At 70.2% G+C, this 22,237-nt stretch carries 20 protein-coding genes and 1 pseudogene; 11 read left to right on the forward strand and 10 right to left on the reverse strand.

The genetic code is table 11. The features are described 5' to 3' along the window. Positions 1-40 precede the first annotated feature (40 nt). The 3 genes from KV205_RS08345 to KV205_RS08355 all read left to right on the forward strand — a co-directional run bounded on the left by KV205_RS08345 (position 41) and on the right by KV205_RS08355 (position 4,315). Complete coding sequence (locus KV205_RS08345) at positions 41-1,564, forward strand: aldehyde dehydrogenase family protein (protein WP_265863442.1); 1,524 nt, start codon at positions 41-43, stop codon at positions 1,562-1,564. A gap of 694 nt (positions 1,565-2,258) precedes the next feature. Further along, positions 2,259-3,101, forward strand: a complete 843-nt coding sequence (locus KV205_RS08350; protein ID WP_265863443.1) for a PP2C family protein-serine/threonine phosphatase — start codon at positions 2,259-2,261, stop codon at positions 3,099-3,101. Between the two features lie 179 nt (positions 3,102-3,280). Beyond that, positions 3,281-4,315, forward strand: coding sequence for an MASE1 domain-containing protein (locus KV205_RS08355; RefSeq protein WP_265863444.1), 1,035 nt, complete (start codon positions 3,281-3,283; stop codon positions 4,313-4,315). Positions 4,316-4,756: 441 nt separating this feature from the next. Here the strand turns inward: KV205_RS08355 and KV205_RS08360 are convergent. Next, positions 4,757-5,041, reverse strand: a pseudogene (locus tag KV205_RS08360) (EamA family transporter); the annotation flags it as partial. On the opposite strand from KV205_RS08360, the gene KV205_RS08365 reads away from it, so the two are divergent. Both KV205_RS08365 and KV205_RS08370 read left to right on the forward strand, forming a co-directional pair. Then, positions 5,030-5,518: a LysR substrate-binding domain-containing protein gene (locus tag KV205_RS08365; protein ID WP_265863690.1), complete on the forward strand. Its 489-nt coding sequence runs from the start codon at positions 5,030-5,032 to the stop codon at positions 5,516-5,518. The pseudogene KV205_RS08360 and the gene KV205_RS08365 sit on opposite strands and share 12 nt — an antisense overlap. 489 nt (positions 5,519-6,007) lie before the next feature. Then, positions 6,008-6,595, forward strand: a complete 588-nt coding sequence (locus KV205_RS08370; RefSeq protein WP_265863445.1) for a TIGR03086 family metal-binding protein — start codon at positions 6,008-6,010, stop codon at positions 6,593-6,595. A 303-nt stretch (positions 6,596-6,898) separates the two neighbouring features. On the opposite strand, the gene KV205_RS08375 is transcribed toward KV205_RS08370, so the two are convergent. From KV205_RS08375 to KV205_RS08390, 4 genes are all read right to left on the reverse strand, one after another. Then, positions 6,899-8,485, reverse strand: a complete 1,587-nt coding sequence (locus tag KV205_RS08375; protein WP_265863446.1) for a phospholipase D-like domain-containing protein — start codon at positions 8,483-8,485, stop codon at positions 6,899-6,901. A gap of 101 nt (positions 8,486-8,586) precedes the next feature. Continuing rightward, the gene (locus tag KV205_RS36515; protein ID WP_374214643.1) at positions 8,587-8,967 is read right to left on the reverse strand and encodes a DoxX family protein; all 381 of its coding nucleotides are present in this window, start codon (positions 8,965-8,967) and stop codon (positions 8,587-8,589) included. Beyond that, positions 8,871-10,517 carry an RICIN domain-containing protein gene (locus tag KV205_RS08385; RefSeq protein WP_265863449.1) on the reverse strand — a complete coding sequence of 549 codons (1,647 nt, stop codon included), beginning with the start codon at positions 10,515-10,517 and terminating at the stop codon, positions 8,871-8,873. Before KV205_RS08385 ends, KV205_RS36515 begins: the two co-directional genes overlap by 97 nt. Before the next feature lie 344 nt (positions 10,518-10,861). Then, complete coding sequence (locus KV205_RS08390) at positions 10,862-12,208, reverse strand: PHB depolymerase family esterase (protein ID WP_265863450.1); 1,347 nt, start codon at positions 12,206-12,208, stop codon at positions 10,862-10,864. Positions 12,209-12,805: 597 nt separating this feature from the next. Here KV205_RS08390 and KV205_RS08395 point away from each other — a divergent pair. Then, positions 12,806-13,108 (forward strand): endo-1,4-beta-xylanase, encoded by a 303-nt coding sequence (locus KV205_RS08395; protein ID WP_306806273.1) that lies wholly within the window; start codon positions 12,806-12,808, stop codon positions 13,106-13,108. A 5-nt stretch (positions 13,109-13,113) separates the two neighbouring features. Here KV205_RS08395 and KV205_RS08400 read toward each other — a convergent pair whose 3' ends face one another. After that, the gene (locus KV205_RS08400; RefSeq protein ID WP_265863451.1) at positions 13,114-13,665 is read right to left on the reverse strand and encodes a hypothetical protein; all 552 of its coding nucleotides are present in this window, start codon (positions 13,663-13,665) and stop codon (positions 13,114-13,116) included. A 77-nt stretch (positions 13,666-13,742) separates the two neighbouring features. On the opposite strand from KV205_RS08400, the gene KV205_RS08405 reads away from it, so the two are divergent. The 3 genes from KV205_RS08405 (at position 13,743) to KV205_RS08415 (ending at position 15,427) form a co-directional block, all read left to right on the forward strand. After that, on the forward strand, positions 13,743-14,276 hold the full coding sequence (locus KV205_RS08405; protein ID WP_265863452.1) for a DUF4240 domain-containing protein: 534 nt from the start codon (positions 13,743-13,745) through the stop codon (positions 14,274-14,276). Between the two features lie 90 nt (positions 14,277-14,366). Then, positions 14,367-14,597: a hypothetical protein gene (locus KV205_RS08410; RefSeq protein ID WP_265863453.1), complete on the forward strand. Its 231-nt coding sequence runs from the start codon at positions 14,367-14,369 to the stop codon at positions 14,595-14,597. Between the two features lie 71 nt (positions 14,598-14,668). Beyond that, the gene (locus tag KV205_RS08415; protein ID WP_265863454.1) at positions 14,669-15,427 is read left to right on the forward strand and encodes a DUF4253 domain-containing protein; all 759 of its coding nucleotides are present in this window, start codon (positions 14,669-14,671) and stop codon (positions 15,425-15,427) included. Between the two features lie 56 nt (positions 15,428-15,483). Here the strand turns inward: KV205_RS08415 and KV205_RS08420 are convergent, their stop codons facing one another. The 3 genes from KV205_RS08420 to KV205_RS08430 all read right to left on the reverse strand — a co-directional run bounded on the left by KV205_RS08420 (position 15,484) and on the right by KV205_RS08430 (position 18,865). After that, positions 15,484-15,882: a DUF5958 family protein gene (locus KV205_RS08420; protein ID WP_265863455.1), complete on the reverse strand. Its 399-nt coding sequence runs from the start codon at positions 15,880-15,882 to the stop codon at positions 15,484-15,486. 40 nt (positions 15,883-15,922) lie between these two features. Continuing rightward, positions 15,923-16,144, reverse strand: coding sequence for a Fic family protein (locus tag KV205_RS08425; protein WP_265863456.1), 222 nt, complete (start codon positions 16,142-16,144; stop codon positions 15,923-15,925). A 936-nt stretch (positions 16,145-17,080) separates the two neighbouring features. After that, positions 17,081-18,865, reverse strand: coding sequence for an FAD-dependent oxidoreductase (locus KV205_RS08430; protein WP_265863457.1), 1,785 nt, complete (start codon positions 18,863-18,865; stop codon positions 17,081-17,083). Positions 18,866-19,086: 221 nt separating this feature from the next. Between KV205_RS08430 and KV205_RS08435 the strand changes: the two genes are divergently transcribed. Further along, a complete protein-coding gene (locus KV205_RS08435) occupies positions 19,087-20,385 on the forward strand; it encodes a cytochrome P450 (protein WP_265863458.1) in 1,299 nt (432 codons plus the stop codon). A 229-nt stretch (positions 20,386-20,614) separates the two neighbouring features. Beyond that, on the forward strand, positions 20,615-21,229 hold the full coding sequence (locus KV205_RS08440; protein ID WP_265863459.1) for a hypothetical protein: 615 nt from the start codon (positions 20,615-20,617) through the stop codon (positions 21,227-21,229). Between the two features lie 7 nt (positions 21,230-21,236). Here the strand turns inward: KV205_RS08440 and KV205_RS08445 are convergent, their stop codons facing one another. Continuing rightward, the gene (locus KV205_RS08445; protein WP_265863460.1) at positions 21,237-22,235 is read right to left on the reverse strand and encodes a helix-turn-helix domain-containing protein; all 999 of its coding nucleotides are present in this window, start codon (positions 22,233-22,235) and stop codon (positions 21,237-21,239) included. Positions 22,236-22,237: the final 2 nt, after the last annotated feature.

Raw genomic sequence — 22,237 nt, forward strand, 5'->3', positions numbered from 1 at the left:
GGCCGAGGGCGGCCGGCGCGGTCCGAGGGAGGTCCTGCCCATGACCCGTTTCGCCGCACCCGGCACCGAGGGTTCGCTCATGTCGTACGCGAGCCGTTACGACCACTGGATCGGCGGGGAGTACGTGGCCCCGGCGGGCGGCCGGTACTTCGAGAACCCGAGCCCGGTCGACGGCCGGGCGTTCACGGAGGTGGCCCGCGGCACCGCCGAGGACGTGGAGCGCGCCCTGGACGCGGCGCACGCGGCGGCCCCGGCCTGGGGGCGCACGGCGCCGGCCGAGCGGGCGCAGGTGCTGCTGCGGATCGCCGACCGGATGGAGGCCTCGCTGGAGGCGCTGGCGGTGGCGGAGAGCTGGGAGAACGGCAAGCCGGTACGGGAGACGCTGGCCGCCGACATCCCGCTCGCCATCGACCACTTCCGCTACTTCGCGGGGGCACTGCGCGCGCAGGAGGGCGCGCTCAGCCAGATCGACGAGGACACCGTGGCGTACCACTTCCACGAGCCGCTGGGTGTGGTGGCGCAGATCATCCCGTGGAACTTCCCGATCCTGATGGCGGTGTGGAAGCTGGCGCCGGCGCTCGCCGCGGGCAACGCGGTCGTCCTCAAGCCGGCCGAACAGACCCCGGTCTCCGTGCACTTCTGGATGAGCCTGGTGGCGGATCTGCTGCCGCCGGGCGTGGTCAACATCGTCAACGGCTTCGGCGAGGAGGCCGGCAAGCCGCTCGCGTCCTCCCCGCGGGTCGCGAAGATCGCCTTCACCGGCGAGACGACCACCGGCCGCCTGATCATGGAGTACGCGGCGCAGAACCTGAAGCCGGTGACCCTGGAGCTGGGCGGCAAGTCGCCGAACATCTTCTTCGACGACGTGTCGGCGGCGGACGACGACTTCCGCGACAAGGCCCTCGAAGGCTTCACCATGTTCGCCCTCAACCAGGGCGAGGTCTGCACCTGCCCCTCCCGCGCCCTCGTCCAGCGCGGCCACTACCACGACTTCCTGCAGGCGGCGATCGCCCGCACGGAGGCCATCGTCCCCGGCCACCCCCTCGACACCGACACCATGATCGGCGCCCAGGCCTCCGCCGACCAGCTCGCCAAGATCCTCTCCTACCTGGAGATCGGCCAGCAGGAGGGCGCCAAGATCCTGACGGGCGGTCAGCGCGTCGAGCACGGCGGCGACCTGGCCGGCGGCTTCTACGTCCAGCCCACCATCTTCGAGGGCGACAACCGCATGCGCGTCTTCCAGGAGGAGATCTTCGGCCCCGTCGTCGCCGTCACCTCCTTCACCGACCTCGACGACGCCGTCCACACCGCCAACGACACCCTCTACGGCCTCGGCGCCGGCGTCTGGACCCGCGACGCCACCACCGCCTACCGCGCCGGCCGCGCGATCCAGGCGGGCCGCGTCTGGACCAACTGCTACCACGCGTACCCGGCGCATGCCGCTTTCGGCGGGTACAAGCAGTCGGGGGTCGGACGGGAAACCCACAAGATGATGCTGGAGCACTACCAGCAGACGAAGAACATCCTTCAGAGTTACTCCCCCAAGAAGCTGGGGTTCTTCTAGCACGCCGAGTCTGTCCACCTGTCCCGAAACTGCTCATCCAGCCCAGCGCCGAATCAGTCATCGTCCGACTCCCGTCCAGCACCTCAAGCAGTCGGCTCGATCGCTCAGCGCTCGTCTCCGGACCAGTCACGGACCGGACTCCCGCCCGAGGCGAGCCAGGCGGCAATCCTTTGACAGGTGCGGTGACACGGCGAGCGTGGACGGCTCAGGGTTCTGTCGCGCTTCCCCTTCCGCATGACGGTGCGGAGGGGGATCCCCAGTGGGGCGGACGATGGTCGTGTCCCGGCTGACCTCGATGTCCTCCGCCACCTCGGGCTTCCTGTTGAGCCAACTGGCGAGAGCGTCCACCTCGCTCTCGTCAACGGGTCACTCCTCCTGTCGATGGCTCTGCCTGCGGACAGCCCCGGTGGCGATGGTGCGGGCCTGGTCGACGGGGTAGCGGGGGCGTACGGCGTGCATGCCGTCCCGCGGGGTCACGTCCTGTATCGGCGATGGCCAGGAGGGGCGCCTGGATCCGGGTCCGGATCTCCTGGCGGCGCCTTCGGGCCGGGGTGCGGGGGCGATGAGATGCGGGCGTCGTACCCTCGGGGCAGAGTGGGGAAGGACCTGTTCGTACCGAGGTGGTCCCCCTTGGTCCCGCGTGCTGGAGACGGGACGGAGTGATGCGAGGATTGTCGTGACGTCGGAGTGATCGATGTTCCGCAGACGGCCGGCCGACAACAGCGAGGACCTTCTGGTCCGGCTCGGGTCGCTGACCGCCAGGGCCCGGGAGTTGGCCGAGACGCAGCGTTCCCGTGTCGAGCTCGCCGTGGCCCTGCAGCGCGGCATGCTGCCCTCGGACCTGCCCAGCTTTCCGGGCGCCCGGCTGGCCGTCCGCTATGAGCCCGCCAACCACGGGCTCAACGTCGGCGGTGACTGGTACGACGCCTTCTCCCTGCCCGGCGGGCAGATCGGCATGTCCATCGGTGACGTGCAGGGGCACAACATCGAGGCCGCCGCCTTCATGGGACAGGTCCGCGTGGCACTGCGCGCGCTGGCCTCCGTCACCGGAGACCCGGGAGAGCTGCTCGGTCGCACCAACGACCTGCTGATCTCTCTGGGCGCCGACCTCTTCGCCACCTGCACCTTCCTGCGGCTCGATCCCGCTGCCGGCACCCTGGAGTGCGCCCGGGCCGGTCACATCCCCTACATCTGGGCCACCAGCGACGGCCGCTCCGGCATCGACGACAGCGAGGGCGGGCCTCCGCTCGGTGTGCTCCGCGACGTCGACTACCCGGCCACGCGCCACCGGCTCACCGCCGACGGTGTCTTCGTCCTCCTGACCGACGGGGTGGTGGAGGGGCCCTCGCTCCACGTCGACGAGGGTCTGGACCGGGTGACGCGGCTCGCCGGGATCACCGCCGTCGCCGGGCTGGACGTCGACGCGCTCGCCACCGCCGTCATGAAGCTGGCGGCCACGGTGGGGCACGAGGACGACGCAGCCGTCCTGGTCGTCGGCCATGACGGCGGTCCGGCCCGGTCGACAGTCGAGGGGTGACGGGGGCTCGCCCCGGGTCGGCACGCCCCGGTTCGGGCCAGACCTCGGGCCGGTCCGGAATCCACCAGCGGATCCGGACTCCATCCGGCCCGAATTCCAGCCGGCCCGGACTCGTGCCGGACGGCGGCGCCCGACACGCAGGGGTCCTTGCCCGGTCGTGGCGGCCCGGCCGGTGTCTGATGGCTTGCGTGTTGGATATTCGGCAGTTCCGGCCCTTTACCGAGGCGGCGCTGATTTCGCTGGCCGTGGCGGTCTGCTACTACGCGGCCGGACGGCTCGGCCTGCTGGGCCGCCTCGTCGTCGACGGCGTGGTGGCCACCCCCATCTGGCCGCCCACCGGCGTCGCAGTCGCCGCCCTGCTGCTGTTCGGCGCGCGGGTCTGGCCCGGGATCGCCCTCGGCTCCTTCCTCGTCATCGCCTCCCTGACCACCCCTGGGCCCACCACAGTGGTCACCGTGGTGAGCAACACCGTCGCGCCGCTCTGCGCCTTCCTGCTGCTGAGTCGGGTCGGCTTCCGGCTCGACGTGGCGCGGCTGCGGGACGGAGTCTCGCTGGTCTTCCTCGGCGGGTTCGGCGCCATGCTGATCAGCGCGACCGCGGGGGTCGGACTGCAGGTGGTGACAGGCTCCCTGGACAGGGGCGAGTTCTGGGCCGTGTGGCTGGCCTGGTGGGCGGGCGACACGATGGGGGTTCTGCTCGTCGCTCCGCTCCTGCTCGTACTCGCGGGGCCGGCCGGACGGTTCCAGGTACGGCGCTGGAAGGAGGCGGCCTTTCTGGGGCTGACGACCCTGGTTCTCGTCCCCCTGGCCGTGCTCAGTCCGATGGGCCTGCTCTTCCTCGTCTTCCCCCTGCTGGTCTGGGCAGCCCTCCGCTTCCAGCTCGCCGGCAGCGTGCTGTGCGCGCTCTTCGCGTCCGTACTCGCCACCTTCGTGGCAACCTCTGACCAGGGTGCGTTCTTCCGCCTGTCGGACGTCGAGATCATGGTCAAGCTCCAGACGTTCAACGGTTCCGCCGCCCTGACCGCTCTGCTCCTCGCCTCCGTCATCACCGAGCAGCGTGCGACCCGCCGTTCGGTGCGCCGCGCCTGCGAGGAACTGGCGGAGGTCCTGGAGCACCTCGCGGCGGGCGAGCCCTCGCCGGGTCCGGCCGCCGGGCCCCCGCCCGAGCCCACCGAGAGCCGGGCAGCCCCACCCGGCGGACACCCGGATCCGTGACCCTCCGCGTCCGCGACCGATCCGTTCAACGGTGGCTGCGGCGGTCGGAGTCGGGCCGTTGGTCCGGGGGGGGGGCGAGGAGCGGGGCGATCGCTGACGCCGGGTGGGCGGCGGTCGAACAGAAGCGGCGTCGGAGCCGGTGCCGGGGGCAGGACGGGGATCGGAAAGCCGTGCTCCGGCGGGCATCCGCGGATCTCGGACCGGGTTTGCCACGTTCGCCCTGGCGGGCTGGGGGGGGCTGGCCGGCTGGGCGAGCGAACGGTACGTGTCGAGCAGCGCGCCCCGGTCGTGCGTGTTCCTGACCGCGGGCCCGAGGCCGACCGCGAGGAGCGGGCCGGTCCGGAGACCGGCGGGCGCGGGTAGTGGGACCGCTTCGCCCTGGGCGACGCCGGTGAGAACGACCGCCATTCCCAGGGCGATCCGGAGGCTGAAGTCCTCGTGGAGGACGACGGCGCCGAGGGCAACGGAGACCACGGGCAGCAGGTAGCCGATGGTGGCCGTGTGGGTGGCGTCTTCGGCCGCGATGTTCCGGTAGGTGAGGTGGAAGGTGACGCCGGTGGCGACGACGCCGAGGATCACCGTGGCGATCAGCTGTCTCGGGGTGATCTCGATCGGTGTCAGGCCGTCCGCCGCCAGGATCGGTGCGGTGAGGACGGTCGCGGCGGTGAGCTGCGCCGCGGACAGCGCGAGGGTCGGGATCCCCTTGCCGACCAGGTGGCGGCTCATGAACAGGAAACCGACCGCGTAACCGGCCGCCGCGCCGACGATGGCGAGGGCTCCCCAGCCGCCCGACTCGCCGGCCTGCCACGGCGCGAAGATGAGTACCACCCCGGCGAATCCCAGCAGCAGGCCGACCACCCGTGCCGGCCCCCGGTCACCGACGCCTGCGCCGCGGCAGGCTTCAGCCCTGACTTCGCGGCCACGCCGCAGGACTACGCCACCGCACAGGGCTTCGTCGCCGCGTGTCTCGGCGTGAGCCTCGTCCCGCAGCTCGGACTGAGCGCCCCTCACCCCGGCGTCGCGATCCGCCGCGTCAGGCGCTCCGAGCCGGTCAGGGCGATCCACGCCGTGTGCCGGGCCGGTTCCCTTGAACAGCCCGTCCTGCACACGCTCCTCGACGCCTTCCGCGAGTCGGGCGGGGTGGGACGACCGACGCCGGAGGCCGAAGGACGCGTGGCCCCGCGCACCCGGAGCAGCAGCTGAAGCGACGCGGTCCGACGCCGGGTGCGGGGCACCGGTTGTCGGATGCTCTTCCCAGACTCTGATTCGTCATGACGGGCATCGAGAGGATTCATCCGCGTTCGACGAGCGGTGGGAAGGGTTCTCCCAGGAGCGGCTGGGCGGATTCCCGGCTCCTGAGGACGTACGCATCCTGTCCACGGCACAGTGGGCGGGACGCGGGCACTGCTTCGAGCAGTTCGAGATCCCCCTTCTGGAGCCCGGCGCCCGGCACCAGCTGACTGACACCGGCCACCCGAGCGAGGAGCGCACCGACCGCGAGATCATGGCAACTCGGCGACAGTCAAACAGATGACCCGATATCCGAGGCCCGCAGGTGATCGACCACCAGATCAGGCGGCGGTGCCGGGCCACCCAGGGCAGGAACCTTCGGGGTGGCAAAGAACAGATGGGCGCCGAGCGATGAGTTTCCGGTGACCCGGCGGTCCGCCCTGCATGGACAACACATCACGCATGACACCGATCGACCTGGGGGCGGCCGCGGAGCGCGTCGCCCGGCTCGTCGAGGGCATCGACGACGAGCGGCTCGACGACCCGACGCCCTGCCCCGAGTACGCGGTACGGGAGCTACTCGCTCATGTCGCCGGGCTGAGCGTCGCCTTCCGCGACGCGGCCCGCAAGCAGTTCGGGCCGACGACCGGCACACCGCCCGGCTCAGCCCGTCCGGTACTGGCGGACGACTGGCGGACGGCCCTGCCGAATGCGCTGAACGAGCTGGCGGCCGCCTGGCGGGAGCCGGACGCATGGGAGGCGAACACGCAGGCGGGCGGCGTCGACCTGCCGGCCGCTGTCATGGGCCGGGTCGCGCTCGACGAACTGCTGATCCACGGCTGGGACCTGGCACGGGCGAGCGGCCAGAGCTACGAGGTGAGTGAGGAGGAGCTCCGGGTCTCCGAGGCTCTGCTGACTCCGGCTGATGACGCTTCCGGCGAGGGGTTCTTCGGGCCGGTCGTCGCGGTACCGGACGGCGCGCCCCTGCTGGACCGCGTGATCGGCCTCAGCGGCCGCCGTCCCGACTGGCACCGGCCCCAGGGGCACTGACCCGCAGGGTTGCTGACGGGACCGGGTCTTGATCACGCGAAGACCTCCGGTGTGGTGGAGGCGTCCAGGACCACACCGCACGGAGGTCTTCGTATCTCACCGTGATGCGCGCCCACTCCGCCACGGCAGGCGGCTGGTGGTGGTGGTGGAACGGGCCGCTCCGGCCGCCCCCGACGCGCACGTCGCCGCCGAGCTGGGCCGCGAAGCCGGCCAGCCGCGCGGGTCCACCGCCTCCGTGCGCAGCGCCGGGTGTGCACCTCGGGTCAGCGCACACGCTGACCCGAGGTGCCGGTCGGGCGAACGTCAGCCCTGGCAGACGCCGCGCGTGTAGTCGTACGTCGCCGTCGCCTGCGAGTACTTCCACTGCGGCGCGAGCAGCCCGTCCGCCAGCTGGCGCGCGGCGGCGGGGCTTTCGATCACGTAGCCGAAGTCCTGGAGCCAGGAGGGGTACAGGTTCTTCGAGCCGATGTAGAAGGCCGAGTCGTCCACCGAGACCAGCTTGTGGTGCTGGGCGTACGGCTTGCCGTCCGCCCACGTCGGCTTGTCCGAGGCGCGGAAGGTCGCGAGCTGCAGGTTCCGGCACATCGCGGCCCTTGCCTTCGGCACGTCACCGGTCAGTGCCGTGAGGCGGCCGCGCAGGGCGTCGCTCACCTCGGACAGCGACTTGATCTGCGAGTAGCCGCCGCTGCCGATGGTGCCCCGGTTGGCCGGGTCGCTGACGACGATGCGCACCTTCACACCGGCGGCGAGTTTCGCGGCGAGTGTGTCGTAGAGCCGGATGTCGTAGCGGGGCAGCGGCGGGCAGGTCGCGTTCAGGTCCTGCTGCGAGATCTCGACGTGCTCGGTCGCGCTCGCGACCAGTGCCCGCAGGGCGCTCTCCTCCGGGTTGACCGTGTCGTAGTCGCGGTCGGAGTTGGTGTGGTCACGCACACCGAATCCACAGGTGGTGTCGGCGGCCTTCGGCAGGACGGGCTGGAACGACGAGGACGGGTCTCTCTGCCGGATCCCGACGCCGAGGCCACCCACCGCGAGGGCGGGAATGTCACCGTCGGCGGAGGGGGCGGCAGACCGGGGCAGGGTGGGCAGGCAGCCCGCACCGTTGGAGGAGGCGAACCAGACGGCGGTCCAGTTGCTCTTGTTGCGACAGGTCCAGTCCCACAGCGTGTCGAGGTAGCGACCGGCGGAGCCCGCCGCCGGGCCGGACAGCGCGAGGTCGACATCGTTCACCGGGTGGGTGGTGTCGAGGTAGTCGTCCTTCCAGCTGTTGATGCCGCCGGTGATCACCGAGTTCCCGTCCACCACGACCAGCTTGGAGTGGTTCCAAGAGAAGGCGGTCTTCGACGTCGTCGCCGAGGCCACGTTGAGGGTGACGCTCGCGGCTGCCGAGCCGAGCCTGTTCACCAGCTCGTCGCGGTAGGAGGACGGGATGACGTTGGCGTGGTAGACCGGCGCGGCGCCGACGAGGATGCGGACCTGGAGGCGGTTGCCCTTCTCCGCCGCCTCCTTCAGGCCGGCCACGATCGCGTCCTGGAAGCCGCCGTTGGGGAACGGGGCCAGCGTGGATATGTCCACGCTCTGCCGGGCGTTCGCGATGTCCTCGCGCACCTTCTCCAGGAGGCGTCGGGAGCCGGTGCGGTCGCCGCAGGTGGGATCGCCCCAGCAGCCGGGGGTCTGGAGCAGCCAGTCGGAGGCGCCGGGGTCGGAGGCACCCAGCCGGTTCCCCGACGTGCGCTCCCACACGGAGCCCTCCAGGCCGGGAGAGACCTGGCGCAGGGACTGCTCCACCGCGTCCAGGTGCGGGGTCGGAGCGTCGGCGAACGCTGGGGCAGCGGACAGCAGAAGGGTGGAGAGGGCGAGCGGAAGGGCCGTCGTACGGATGATGCGGGCCAATGTGGTTCCTTGCTGGGGGGGGGTGGCTCGGGCCAACGGATCCGTGAACGGGGCGTCGACCTTGATCAACTCCCGTAAGTTACCAACGCGTATCTCCTGGTTCACCCCAACCACGCTGCTTTCAGCCGCAATCGCGCCCTGCAGACGAACTTCTCCTCCGTCACCCGCAGCCGGGTGAACAGGGCCGGGTCGAGCGGAACCTGCCCGATGCCGGCGGCCACCCCGAGTGGGGCGGAAGCCGGTCCGAGCAGCAGTCCGACGGCTCCGGCCACCTCCAGGGCGCCGACGACGCGGTAGAGGCCAGGCGACATGCCGAGGTGCGCTGCCGCACAGCTGCCGGGTTGACGACCTGCTCGACCGGATCGCCCTGAAGGAGGCGCTTGCCTCAGGCCCGGCTCCACTTCTGGTTGGTCTGGCCGTTGCACGTCCACAGGACCAGCGGGGTCCCGTTGGCGGTGCCGGCCCCGTTGACGTCGAGACACAGCCCGGCGTGGACGTTTCGGATCGACCCGTCGGAGCCGACTGTCCATTTCTGGTTGGCCTGGCCGTTGCAGGGCCAGGTGATGACGCGGGTGCCGTTGGTGCTGCCCTGGTTGTAGGCGTCCAGGCACTTGTCGCCGAAGACGCGGATCTCGCCGCCCGCCCATGTGGTCCACAGCTGGTTGGCGGCCGTGTGGCAGTCCCAGATCAGTACCGTGGCCCCAGCTGCGGTGGAGGCGTTGTCCACGTCCAGGCAGCGGCCGGATGCGTTGCCCCGCAGGCGCGAGGTGGTGGCCGCCTGCGGGCTGCCACCGGTCACCCGGAATACGGCCACGCCGTGGGCGGGGACGCTCGCCGAGATCTGCCCGGTCGTGCTCGCCGTGCCGCCGGTCCACAGGTCGGCGAGGGTGAACGTCCCACCAGACAGGCCGACTTGTGCGGCCGTCGTGGTGACCGTCGCGGTGCCGCCTCCTCGGTTGAACAGACCCACCGCGACCGAGCCGTCGGACAGGGGCTTGGCGAACACCTCCGTGCTGCCGTCGTCACGCACTCTGCGTCCGCCCGCGCCCAGCTGATCCTGGTTCACCGCCAGCAGACGCGGGTTGCGCAGGATGGCGCTGACGTCGGCGGACATGGTGCGGATGTCGTTGCCTGCCATGAGCGGGGCGCCCATCAGTGCCCACAGGGCGAAGTGGGTGCGGGACTCGGTCAGTGACAGGCCGGGACGGCCGACGACCAGCATGTCGGGGTCGTTCCAGTGCCCGGGCCCCGACTGTGCCGCCAGCGGCGCGGTGACATCCAGGACGTTGCCGACGCCCATCGGATAGCTGTTGGTGTTGCCGTTCTGCCAGATGTCCAGCAGGTCCTCGGTCGTCCGCCACAGGTCGGCGACCTCGCCCCAGTTGTACGTGGCACCCGTGATGGCGTGCAGGCTGTTGGGGTTGATGCTGTAGACGATCGGCCGCCCGGTGGCACGCAGGGCGTCGCGCATGAGCGTGAACCGCGCGACCTGCTCGTCGCGGGTGCCGCTGGACGAGCACCAGTCGTACTTGAGGTAGTCGACGCCCCACGAGGCGAACGTGGCGGCGTCTTGAGCCTCGTGCCCCTTACTGCCCGTGGACCCCGGGTAGCCGCCCGTGGCCTGCGCGCAGGTGCGCTCACCCGGCACCTGGTAGATGCCGAACTTCAGCCCCTTGTCGTGGATGTAGTCCCCGAGCGCCTTCATCCCGCTCGGGAACTTGGCCGGATTTGCCCGCAGGTTGCCTGCCGCGTCGCGCTGCGGGTCGAACCAGCAGTCGTCGACCACCACGTACTGGTAGCCGGCGTCGCGCATGCCCGAGGACACCATCGCGTCGGCGGCCTGGCGAACCTGGGCCTCGGTGATCCCGCACCCGAAGCTGTTCCAGCTGTTCCAGCCCAGGGGCGGCGTGAGCGCCGGGCTGCCGGGCGCGGCCGAGGCGGTGGAGTGGGAAGAGGCCGTCACGGACGCGGTGACCGTCAGCACGGCGGTCGCGAGGAGGCGGAGCAGTCGTCCGCCTAATCGTCTGGACACCAGGAACTCCTTCTACGGAAAGGCAGCATGAGGTGGGTGGATAAACATTCCTAATGTCACGTTCATGACATTTCAGGAAAAGAGAGAGAGTGTTCGGAATTTCGAATTCTATTTCGAGACTTCGGCGTCCCCCGAATAGTAGAGACGTGAACGAACATTTCAACACCACCCGATGGCCCAGCTCCGCCACGCGACCTGCCAGGGCCGGAAAGGGTGGGTGGGGACCGGACCGGCTCCTTGCCCGGGGCCGGTACGAATCAGCAGAGCCCGGGCGACAGGCGAACCCGTACGACCAGCCCGCAGGAGCGCCTAACCCGGGGTGCCCCTGCAGGCCGGCCGCCGGGTCACCCCATCGTCCACTGCTGGTTCGCGCCGCCGCTGCAGGACCACAGCTGGACAGGCGTGCCGTCGGTGGTTCCCAGGCCGGCCACGTCCAGGCAGAGCCCCGACTGCACCCCGGTGACGGTACCGTTCGGGTTGACCCGCCACTGCTGGTTGGGCTGGCCGTTGCAGGACCAGACGATCACCTTGGTGCCGTTGGTGGTCCCCTTGGCGCTGGCGTCCAGGCATAGCGTGCCGCCACCGACGGTGACGGTCAGCTGGTTCAACGCCGTACGCGTCCAGGTCTGGTTCGCGCCGCCGCTGCAGGCGAAGATCTGCTGCTGCGTGCCCGGCGCCGCGTTCGCGTCGGTCAGGCACTTACCTGCGGCCACCGCACGCAGCGCACCTGTCGTACCGCCGGAGGAGGCAGCGTCCAGTCCCATGAAGTGGACCGCGTCGGCGGCCATCCCCGAGCCCTGGACCGGCAGTTGGTGTCCGGCCCCAGCGATGCTGTACGCCTCGACCTGGGTGGCGCCGGCGCTGTTGTCGTACCGGGTCCGGGTCCAGTTGGTCGCGGGGGTGTCGGTGGCCGACGGCGTCTGGCTCACGCCGAGGACGTTGGTCCACTGCTTGATCTCTTCGCCGAGGTTGGTGTGGTTCAGGATGGTGTCGGCGGTCCCGTGCCACAGCTGCACACGCGGCCGCGGGCCGGTGTAGCCGGGGTATCCGGTGTTCCGCACCAGTCCGCCCCACTGCTGCGGGGTCATGGACACCTGGCCCTGGGCGCAGGCCGAGTTCCAGCCGCGCACCGAGCCGGTGGCGAAGCAGTGGTAGGGCACTCCCATGAACGCCGCGCCCGCCTTGAAGACGTCGGGGTAGTCGGCGAGCATCACGTTCGTCATCATGCCGCCCGAGGACTCCCCGGTCACGTACACGGCGTTGGGATTGCCGCCGTAGTGCTGCTCCGCGTAGGTGATCATCGACATGAGCCCGACCGGGTCGCTGCCGCCGTTGCGGGTCAGCGCCTGGTCCGAGGAGACGTCCCAGCAGCTTCCGCTCGGGTTCGTCGAGGGGTAGATCACGAGGAACCCGTACTTGTCGGCCTGGGAGGCGAAGTCCGTACTCGAGTACATGTAGGGGCCCGTTCCCTGGCAGCCGTGCAGGGCGAGCAGGATCGGCGGGTTGGGCTTGACGTTGTTCGGCACGTACAGGTGCATCAGCAGACCGGTCGGGTTGGTGCCGAAGTTCGTGATCTGCGTCAGCGAGGCGGCAGCGGCCCGTGGGGCCGTCTGCAGGCTCAGGCCGACCGCGAGGCCGAGCACCGTGATGATGCCGAGCAGCCGGTACGCGAGCGAGCAGGATCGGGACATGGGACCTCTCCGTCGGGATGGCCAGGAGCGTGAGGAGGTCCGGCGCCACCGCGGAGCAGCGCCACCGATACTCGCGCCGGTCCGCCGCTTCCGTCAACAACCGCGCCGCGACCTTACGGTGGCCGGGCGGGCCCGCTCCGCCCACCTGTGGATTCGCCGGCGGCCGGACCAGGAAGTCCCGCCGTACGCGGTGAAAGCCGCACACGGGCCGGCCGCCGAGAGCGGAGGACGCGCCCCGGCCGCCTCCCCGGGGCGGCCCCGTGCGCGGAGTTCCGACAACATGCAGCGCCTGACGAAGGTTTCAGCGGGGGCAATCTTGCAGAGGCTTGTCTCGCAGGGAATGTTAGCGCTAACATTCCCTGCGAGGAGCCCGGCACCGCACCCACCCAATCCCCTCGACTCTCTCCCGCCCCGTGTACGCCGCCCGGCAGGAACGGCCTGGGGGCGTATGCGCTCACAGGACCGCCAGGACGAGGCTGTGCCTCCGACCGGCATGCAGGCATCCCCCACCCAAGGAGAGCGATCCGTCATGCCATGACTCAACGGGAACCCCGTCTCCGCAAGGTCCGGACAACAGCCGGGTGCACGGCCGTCGGCATGATCACAGTCGCCATCACCAGCCCCGCGGCTCACGCCGGGGCGAGCGCGCTCGGCGCGGCAGCAGCCGGCAGCGGCCGCTGCTTCGGCACCTCGGTACCCGCGGCCAAGCTCGGCGACTCGACGTACTCCACCGTTCTCGACCGGGAATTCACCATGATCACCCCGGAGAACGAGACGAAGTGGGACACCATCGAGCCGTTCCAGGGGTCGTTCAATTTCGCCCCGGGCGACCCGATCGTCGACCACGCCCCACGGACGGCCACCACGAGGCCCGTTTCCGCCCTGTTGACGCGCGACTGATTTCATCAAACGTCATCGGCCATTCCACTCGGGCCATCGCCGCGAACCAGCCGGTCAATCTCTGCGGCGGAGTCGGCGGCGAGGCGGTAGATGCCCTGGAGGCTCGCTGAACGGATCAGGCGTCCGTCCTCGACGTGCTTGAGCAGTCGCTCGCCCCGGCGGGATGTGTAGGTCAGCCGCTCCAGGAGGTCCCCTGGGACGACGGTGTCGAACCTGAGCGGGGCACCTGGCGGCCCGATGAGAACTTCGGTGACACATCCGGTCTTGAGCGGGCGCCAGTCCAGCAACTTCACGTAGTCGTCATCGGGAAGCGCCGAGCCGGCGTTCTCGTAGGGGACGATCTGAGCTACCTCCAGCGCTCCCAGCACGTAGAGACAGGTGCGGTTGGCTCGCACAGGGTAGACACGGTCGCCAGGCTGCACTCCCGCACGCAGGAAGCTCGGCAGTGACTGGTGCGGCCCGCCGAACAGCATCGTAAGCCGCTGCCCGGTCCGGCCCGACCGTTCCAGCTCCCGGCACAAGCCGTTGGTCCACAACGTCGTATAAGAGTTCGCCACGTCGGCACGGTAGCCGCGCCCCCTGACAGCCATGCCCCTGGAGGTCGATGTCAGTACGTGGTGGCATGCTCGCGGCCATGAACAGGGAGCAGTTCTGGGTATTGATCGAGGAAGCCCGCGAGCAGGTGCTCGACACCAGGGACGCCTCCGGCATCGCCTGCCGTGCCTCCGAGCTGCTTGCCGGCCGCTCGTCACCAGAGATCACCGCAGCAGAGCAGATCCTCTGGGATCTCATGGCCGACTCCTACCGAAATCCGCTGTGGGCCGCCGCCTACGTTCTCAACGGCGGGTGCTCGGACGATGGCTTCGACTACTTTCGCGGCTGGCTGATCGCGCAAGGCCGCACGGTATTCGAGCGCGCCGTTGCTGACGCCGACACACTTGCCGTACTCCCTGATGTCCGCGCTGCCGCGCCTGAAGGGGTCTTCGACTGTGAAGAGATGCTGAGCATCGCCTGGAACGCCCACCGGAAGGCCACCGGCCAGGGACTTCCCGCCGATGTCTTCACCATCCGGTACCCGGACCTGGACCCTGCCTGGGACTTCGATTTTGACGATCGTGAAGAGATGGCTCGCAGGCTCCCCGCCTTGAGCGCGCTTTATTTGTACTGACAGCGGACAGCAACATCCCGTGCTCCCGACAGAGCCCGGCCTGAGCTGACCCACCGTAACCGCCCCTCAAGTCCTCTCCGGAAGGCCACCATGAGCTGGGACGTGATCCTCCTACGCCTGCCCGACGACGTCACATCGGTGCAGGTGCTCCACATCCGGGGCTCCGGCGACGGCGTGCTGGCGCCCGTCCTCCGTCTCGCCGAGGCTCTGCGGTGCAAGGCGCTCGACTGCGCCGAAGGGGACCTGATCGCTCCGGGTCAGACCTCGGGCTGGCACGCTTTCCAGCAGTTCCGCGATCGAGTGATGGGATCCTCTCAGTGATAACTCCCGGTCACAGCACCAGCAGCCGCCCCCTGCACTCCGAAACCCGATGGGGCCTTCCGCCCGGTCGGATGGTCACATCCGATGAGGGCGACGGAGATGTACAGCCCCTGTGGCTCAGCGACGACCCGGCCACGGCCGAGCTGTGGACGCGGATGCACGCCGAGCACACGCGCTCCGGACTGTGGCCGCTGCTACTCGACTCGCTGGATCCGAGCGATGGCGAGTTCCGCCCATGGGGATCCGGAGAGGTCTTCCCCGAGCAGATGTCGTCCCCGGCGAACCACGACTCTGCCGGCCTCCTCGCGCAGTGGTGGGCGACCTACACAGCCGTCGACGAAGACGACATGCTCGACACCGACAGGCGCTTCGCCGTCACGGCCCCCTTCGGACAGAGCTGGCCCGGCCCCGCGCTCAGCCGGGAGACGGCAACGGACCCCGACCATCTGGCCGCCGAGTACGCGCAGGCATTCCTCGCCGACCACCCACAGACACGACTGGGGCTGGTCGCCGCGGCATCCGGTGCGGAGGCGTTGGCAGCTGTGGGCTGGTCCGGGCCCTGCAACTACGACAACGACACCGCGAAGTTCTCCGCGGTCGTCCGTGACTGGGAACACCGCTTCGGCGCCCGGGTCATCGCGGTCGGCTTCTCCACGCTGCGCCTCAGCGTCGCCGCGCCACCTGTGGACGAGCACGAGGCTCTCCTGGTCGCAGCCGAGCACTTCGCCTTCTGCCCGGACAACATCTGGCAGGGCAGCAGGCCGTACACAGTGGCCGCATACGCCGAGCGGATCGCCGGCGCCCATCAATGGGACTTCTGGTGGGACTGATCCACTCGACGGAGGACGCTCAACCGGGAACCGGCCTTCAGGGATGCGGTGCTGGTTCAAGCGACGACGGACAGTCTGTGCCACCAGTGACTGCAGCCTTCGGAGCAAAGGCGCTCGCGGCGCCGCGCGTCGGCAACGGTGAGCACCGCGGTCAGTAGCCTGAACGCCTTCCGGCGCTCGTCCAAGGGTGTGAGGCCGGCGATCTTTCCCAGTTGCTCGTCGATCCGGCCTCGTGAGAGCAGCACTGCGGGCGTATGCGTCGGGCGCAGCCCGGAACGGCGGATGCTCTCTGGTGCGTCCTCGGCGACGGCGCGCGCCTGGATGCAGTGATGACGCAGGAGCAGCAGCACTTCGGACTGCTCTTCCTGGCTGAGGGCGTCGAACCATTCAACGCCGTCTGACATCGGGCGCATCTCCTGCGCGAGCTCGTTGAGCAGGACATCGCGTTCGTTCATGACTGCCTCCCGTGGGACGGACGCTGTTCCGCGGCGGTGATCAGGATTCCGAGCAGCACCGCCAGGTCGGCCGCGCCTTCGGCGTCGTCGGCCCCTGGTCGAGGAGAACGCCTTTGCAGGCCAGGACGAAGGCCAACGCCAGTATGGCCGCACGGGCGTTGCCGTCTTCGAACGGATGGAAGAAGAGGATGTAGAGGAAGGTCCGGGCAGCGCGTGACGGGATGGGCAGATCAGATTGAAAGCTCTCTGAAACCGCCGCCATCGTGGCCCAGCACGGTTCGCTGCCACTTTGCCATGAGGGCGAAGGTCAACGGCCTGCCTTGCTCCGCGTCGGCGAAGGTCACGCCGAGGGCGGGTTTGAACCTGGCCGCATACGTTCAGACTTCGCCGTCTTCCAGGATGTCGCGAAATGCGACGCGGCACTCGATGACATTCATCGAGCCCTCGTCGGTCTCCTGCGGGAGGTCGTCACGCTAGACCTCACATCGATTCGCCGTACAGCTCAGGCGCGGGAGTTGCACGACCTCGCCTCCGTCACGCCATTTCTCCAGCCGGCTGACTGGCAGAAGATCCAGCGAATGGGCGAGACCTTCGCGTATGCCTCCACACTGCTGCTGAGGTTCGAGGGCGGGCAGCCGTTCAAGCCCACCGCCGAGTTCGTGCAGCGGTACACCGAGGACGTGGCCGCCCTACCCGCTCGGTACGGAACCTTGAAGGAGTGGGGGGGGACGACCTCTGGGGCATGGTGTCCTCGCTCCTCGATCTCCTGTCGAAGCCACCGGCGCTGGACATGGCAGCCGTGGACACCGTCCATCACTCCGATTTCGAACAGCTCGTCGCCGGGACGGCAACGGACCAGTAGGGCAACCGGTCGTACAGCACCTGTACGGCGGGGCCATGGCGGACCATCCCTCGACGCTGCCGATCGTGGTCACGAACGGCCGGTTCACGGGCGGGGGCACAGATGTGGGCGGAGGAGCGTGACCGGGTCCGGCTCGTAGACTGCGAGGGCCTGGGGCGGTGGATTCAGGAAGGCACACCGCTCACGGACATCATCGCCCCATCACACCGAGCACTCTCCGGGATCCGCGATCCTCGGCTCAGACTCGGGCGATCCGAAAAGCCGTCCATGAACTGCAGCGGACCCCAAGTCCGACCCAGGACCTGGTCATGGGCCGGACCCTGGTTGTCATCGTCCTCAGCCCATGTCGAGCGCGTTGCGCAGGCCGAGTCGGTAGCGCAGACGGTCGTGGCGCTTGAGTCCCTCCAGTTCCGGGGCGCGGAAGAGCGGTCGCACCGCGCAGCGCGCGGCGGGCGAGTCGGTGCTGTCGAGCAGGGCGTTGACGGCCTGGCGGGCGGAGGCGTTGGCGCCTTCCATCGTCGCGAGGTCGATGTCGACGGCCACGTAGTCGCCGGCCAGGAAGAAGTTGGGGATCTTGGTGGCGGCCTGCGGGCGATTGTGGAAGGTGCCGACCGGATGGATGAGGAGCTGGTCCTCGTTGGTCGGGTTCGGCGTGCCGAGGCCGTCGACTCCCGGGTCCAGGAACCAGGAGTGCAGCGCGCTGTCCTTCAGGACCGTACGGCCGGTGTCGTTGAACGCGGCTTTCAACTGCGCCCAGACCTCTCGGGCGACCTCTGTGCGGGTGCACTGTTTGGCTGTCTTTCCGTAGAGGATGCCGGGTCGGTCCCATTCCGAGATGTCGACCGAGAGGCAGTCGACAGCGGCTCCGTCGCCGTAGTCGGCGGGGAAGTCGCGGGAGGGCCAGTGGCGCGCCTGCTGGATGGCCGTCAAGGACCAGGGGGAGTCGATGCAGTTGGCGTGTCCGGCGAGGAGCGGCGCGTGTTCGGTGAGATAGAACTGGATGCCCGTCATCCAGTCCGTTTCCAGCTTGTCGCACCGTGCCAGCTGCGGATCCGCCGCCCGCAGGGCCGCACTCCAGGTCCGCCGGGCGTGCTCCACCGGCATCGCGGAGACGTAGTGATCGGCGGTCACCGAGCGGCGGACGCCCTGCGGGTCCTCGACGACGGCCGCGCCGATCCGCCCGGAGCCGGCGTCGTAGTCCAGCTCCCGCACGGTCCAGCCGATGCGGAACTCCACCCCGAGGCTCGTCAGATGAGCCGCCCAGGGATCGATCCAGGCCTCGTTGGTGGGCAGGTTCAGGATCCGGTCGAGGGGCCCGTCGGCGCCGCGCCCCAAGGCGTTGAAGGTGAAGGCCTCCAGGAGGGTGGCGACCGTACGGGTGCTGGCCTCCTCGGCCTTCGTCGCGACGATGTTGCGGGTCAGCCCGACCGCCAGGATGCGCTGGTAGTCGTAGCTCATCCGCTCGGCCCGCAGGAACTCCCACCAGGGTGTCCGTTCCCACGCCTCGTCGCGCCGCTCGTCGCAGCTGGTCAGGAAGACGAGGAAGCGGTTGACGAAGTACGCGGCCTCGTGGAGCGGGATGGAACGGGCGGTGTCGAGGAGAGCCGTCAGGGCGCGGCGGATCTCGTCGAGGGTGAGCTCGGCGGGCCTGTGCCCCGGCCAGGGGAGCGGGATGCGCAGGTCCTCGCGGCCGGTGCGGGCGAAGGACATCTCGGCCGGAGCGACGAGGTTGTCCCAGACTCCGTTGGCGTTCCCCGGGAAGGGGATGCGCCGCATCGTGTCGGGGAGATTGTGGTAGATGCCGGGGATGAATCGGAAGCCGTGCTCGGCGGGGAGCGGGCGCCGGCTGCCGTGCGCGCTGTCCGGCACGTCCATGGAGCGGGCCTTGCCGCCCAGCGCCCGGCGCTCGTAGACGGTGACCCGAAAGCCGCGCTCGGCCAGCTCGTGGGCCGCGGTCAGTCCCGCGACGCCACCGCCGAGCACGGCCACGGACTGCGGCGCGGGCGACTCCGCGGCAACGGCCGGTACGGCGCCGGGCGCGACCGCCCCGACGGCGGCCGCTCCGGTCGTGGCGGCCACGCCGGCCACGAAGGTGCGTCGCGAGGTTCCCGTACGATCCATACCCCAACCCCTTTACCGGCGGTAACCCGATGTCCGACGCAGGAGCATAGGGGTGTCCCACCGGTCCCGGAAGTTGCGTGCGGGTCCCGTTCACAGTTGGCGCGATCCCGCCCCTCGCACGGCGTGCCATGGGGAGCGGTCCGGTCTCACCTGCGCCTTTCGTGTAGTGATGCGGGGCACATCCGGCCGGAGAGCGCATCTCCCGCGTGTAACCTCCGGCCGTGACTTCCCCGGCCCTGGAGGCGTTCCCACCCGGCACCGGAGCAGCCTGGGGCCGCTCCGGTCCGCCCGGGCTGCTCGACGTGTTCGGCGAGCCCTTCGTCAGGGACCCGTACCCCTGGCTGGAACTCCTGCGGACCGACTCCCCCGTCCACCACGACGCCGGCACCGGACTGTGGCTGGTCAGCCGGCACCGGGACATCCGGCGGGTCCTGCTGGAACCGGAGGACTTCCTGCCGGACAACGCCCAGCACGCCGTCACCCCGCTGCCCGTCTCCGTGCTCAGGATCCTCGCCCGCGCGGGCTTCACGCTTCCGCCCGCGCTCGCCAACAACGGCACCGAGAGCCACGCGGGACTGCGCCGCCTGGTCACGCGGTTCTTCCACGCGCGGCGCGTGGAAGAAGCCGTGCCCGTGATCGAGCGGATCGCCGGGGAGCTGCTCGGCCGGGTGCGGTCCACGCTGGACGCCGCCGGCTCCTGCGACCTGTTCGCCTCGTACGCGCAGATCCTTCCGTGCCGGGTCCTGATGGAGCTGCTCGGCATCGAGGACATCGAGCCGACGACCCTGATCCGCTGGAGCGACGCCTCGCTGGAGCTGTTCTACGGCAGGCCGTCTCCGGAACGGCAGCCGGCGCTGGCGGAACTCGTCGCGGACTTCCACCGATGGCTCACCGCGACCGTCCGGAGCGGCACGGTTCCCGAGGACTCCTTCATCGGGGCGCTCCGCCGCCATCGGCTGCCCGGCGGCGAGCCGCTGGACGTGCGGACGGCGGTCGCCGCCTGCTTCTTCGTCTTCATCGCCGGTCAGTCCACCACCGGGCAGCTCATCGCCACGGTGCTTCGCCGCGTGTCCTCGGAACCGGGCCTGTGGACCCGGGTGGCCGACGAAGCCGGGCTCGCCGAGGCGTGGGTGGAGGAGGTCCTGCGCCGGGAGCCGCCGGTGACGACGTGGCGCCGGCTCACCGCGCGGGCCGTTTCGCTGGGCGGGGTACGCCTGCCGGCCGGCGCCCCGCTGCTCCTCATGCTGATGGGCAGCGGGTCCGATCCGGAGGTGTTCGCGGAGCCCGCGACGATGTGTCCGTACCGGTCCGGCATCCGCCATCACCTGGCCTTCGGTGCCGGCCGTCACCGGTGCCCGGGCGCCTCCCTGGCGCGCACGGAGGCGACCGTGGCCCTGCGGGCGGCGGCACGCGCCCTTCCCGGCATCCTGCCGGCCGACGCCGACGGGCCGGCGGAGCCTCCCATGCTCGGCCTGCTGTCGTTCCGGGCGCCGCTGGAAGTGCCCGTGCGAGTGCCGTAGGCCGCCAGCCGGTCAGGCGGCAGAGCGCTGACTGGCGTGGCACGGTGGAACGGGAAGGTGCAGGTTCTGCAGCACGGGTGCCGTTGACACGCCCGCCGCATCTTCCGAGCGCAGGACGACGACAACCGCTGGCACTCGACTGTAAGGGCCCGCCACCGTGACCGGACGCATCCCCGAGCCGCCCGAGAGTTCGAGTGCGCACGGGCCCGTCGGTGAGAGCCGGTGGCCGATGGCCACCGCTGTCGTCGCCGCCATGGTGCTGACCATCCTCCTCCCCGACGACCTCCGCCTCGCGCCTCACTGGGTACTCCCGGCCGTGGAGGGATTGCTCCTGCTCGCGCTCATCGCCGGCGACCCGGGCCGGATCGACCGACGATCGACGGTGCTGCGCACCATGTCGATCGCCCTGGTGTGCGTTCTCGCGCTCAGCGCCGTCTGGTCCACCGCCCAGCTGGTCGACGACATCCTCCAGGGCGGCAAGGAGACCAGCTCCGCCACCAGCCTGCTGCAGAGCGGCGGCACGGTGTGGGCCTGTACGGTTCTGGCCTTCTCCCTGCTGTACTTCGAGCTCGACTGCGGTGGGGCGGCGGCCCGTCTCCACCACATGCCCGCCACGCCCGCGCTCGCCTTCCCGCAGCAGCTCAACCCCGAAGTGGCAGACGCCGACTGGCGGCCCCGCTTCGTCGACTACCTCTACCTCGCGCTGACCAACGCCACCGCGTTCAGCCCCACCGACGTGATGCCCCTGGCTCCTTGGGCCAAGATCGCCATGGGCATTCAGTCCCTGGTCTCCCTGCTCATTCTCGGACTGGTGGTCGCCCGCGCCGTCAACGTCCTCGCCTGATCCTCGATCAGAGGCCCGAGCGCTCCAGCCAGCCGGCTCGCACGGCGTGGGCGCCCAGCTGCATCCGGGTCCGCACCCCGGCCAGGTCCATGAGATGACGCAGGCGCCGGTGCAGCGTACGCGCCGACAGACCGAGCTGGGTCGCGGCCGACAGGTCCGTCAAGCCGGCCAGGAGCAGCGCGAGGATCCTGCGGTCGAGCTCGGTGGGGCCCTCGGGGCCGACCTCGGTGATCGCTTCGGATTCGCCCTCCGTGCCCGACAACCGGAGCGGCTGGGCCGTGCGCCACACCGTCTCGAACAGGGCGTCCAGCGCGTCCAGCAGGCCGCTGCGGTGCAGCAGCACAGCGCCGGGCTCACCCGCCGGGGTGACCGCGAGCGGGACCAGGCCCAGATCGGCGTCGGCGAGCACGAGTTTCATCGGCACGTGGTCCGCGACCCGCAGTTCCACACCGTTGCGCAGGGATTCGATGGCGTCCTGGACGATGCCCGGCTCGGCCAGGACCTCGCGGTCCAGTACGGCGCGGAAGTGCACCCCGCGGCCGAGGGCCATGGGCTCGGCCGTGTTCTCGTCCGGCGGCAGGGCGACGAACGGTGCGGTGATGAAGGAGCGGACCTGTGTCCGGGCCGCCTGCTGCACCTGGAGGAAGCGGTGCCGGATGGCGTCGACGCCGGTGACGACCTCGATCAGATCGGTGATGCTGCTGCCGGTCATCGCGGCCCGGTGTTCCTCGGCGAAGGTGACCAGCGCCTGCTCGGCCGTGCGCAGTTCGTCCCGGCGCCGGCCGATGAGGGCGCCGAGGGCCATGGCCGGCGGCGCGGCGGTGAAGCGGGCGTCCGCCGACCGGGTCGCCAGGCCGCACTCGACCAGGCGCGACAGGGCCTGGTCGACGGGGGCGTGGGACAGCGCGAGCTGGTCCGAGAGCAGGGCCGCGGTGGTGTCGGGCCGTCCGATCAGCGCCCGGTAGACACGCTCCTCGTCGGGTTCGAGGCCCAGAACATCCAGCATCG

Source organism: Streptomyces sp. SKN60 (assembly GCF_026236535.1).
In the GTDB taxonomy this organism is placed as follows: domain Bacteria; phylum Actinomycetota; class Actinomycetes; order Streptomycetales; family Streptomycetaceae; genus Streptomyces.

Coding starts and splice junctions, on each gene's coding strand:
- KV205_RS08345 (WP_265863442.1), top strand. CDS start 41: ATGACCCGTTTCGCCGCACCCGGCACCGAGGGTTCGCTCATGTCGTAC.
- KV205_RS08350 (WP_265863443.1), top strand. CDS start 2,259: ATGTTCCGCAGACGGCCGGCCGACAACAGCGAGGACCTTCTGGTCCGG.
- KV205_RS08355 (WP_265863444.1), top strand. CDS start 3,281: ATGGCTTGCGTGTTGGATATTCGGCAGTTCCGGCCCTTTACCGAGGCG.
- KV205_RS08370 (WP_265863445.1), top strand. CDS start 6,008: ATGACACCGATCGACCTGGGGGCGGCCGCGGAGCGCGTCGCCCGGCTC.
- KV205_RS08390 (WP_265863450.1), bottom strand. CDS start 12,208: ATGTCCCGATCCTGCTCGCTCGCGTACCGGCTGCTCGGCATCATCACG.
- KV205_RS08395 (WP_306806273.1), top strand. CDS start 12,806: ATGATCACAGTCGCCATCACCAGCCCCGCGGCTCACGCCGGGGCGAGC.
- KV205_RS08405 (WP_265863452.1), top strand. CDS start 13,743: ATGAACAGGGAGCAGTTCTGGGTATTGATCGAGGAAGCCCGCGAGCAG.
- KV205_RS08410 (WP_265863453.1), top strand. CDS start 14,367: ATGAGCTGGGACGTGATCCTCCTACGCCTGCCCGACGACGTCACATCG.
- KV205_RS08415 (WP_265863454.1), top strand. CDS start 14,669: ATGGTCACATCCGATGAGGGCGACGGAGATGTACAGCCCCTGTGGCTC.
- KV205_RS08420 (WP_265863455.1), bottom strand. CDS start 15,882: ATGAACGAACGCGATGTCCTGCTCAACGAGCTCGCGCAGGAGATGCGC.
- KV205_RS08425 (WP_265863456.1), bottom strand. CDS start 16,144: ATGGCGGCGGTTTCAGAGAGCTTTCAATCTGATCTGCCCATCCCGTCA.
- KV205_RS08430 (WP_265863457.1), bottom strand. CDS start 18,865: ATGGATCGTACGGGAACCTCGCGACGCACCTTCGTGGCCGGCGTGGCC.
- KV205_RS08440 (WP_265863459.1), top strand. CDS start 20,615: ATGGCCACCGCTGTCGTCGCCGCCATGGTGCTGACCATCCTCCTCCCC.
- KV205_RS08445 (WP_265863460.1), bottom strand. CDS start 22,235: ATGCTGGATGTTCTGGGCCTCGAACCCGACGAGGAGCGTGTCTACCGG.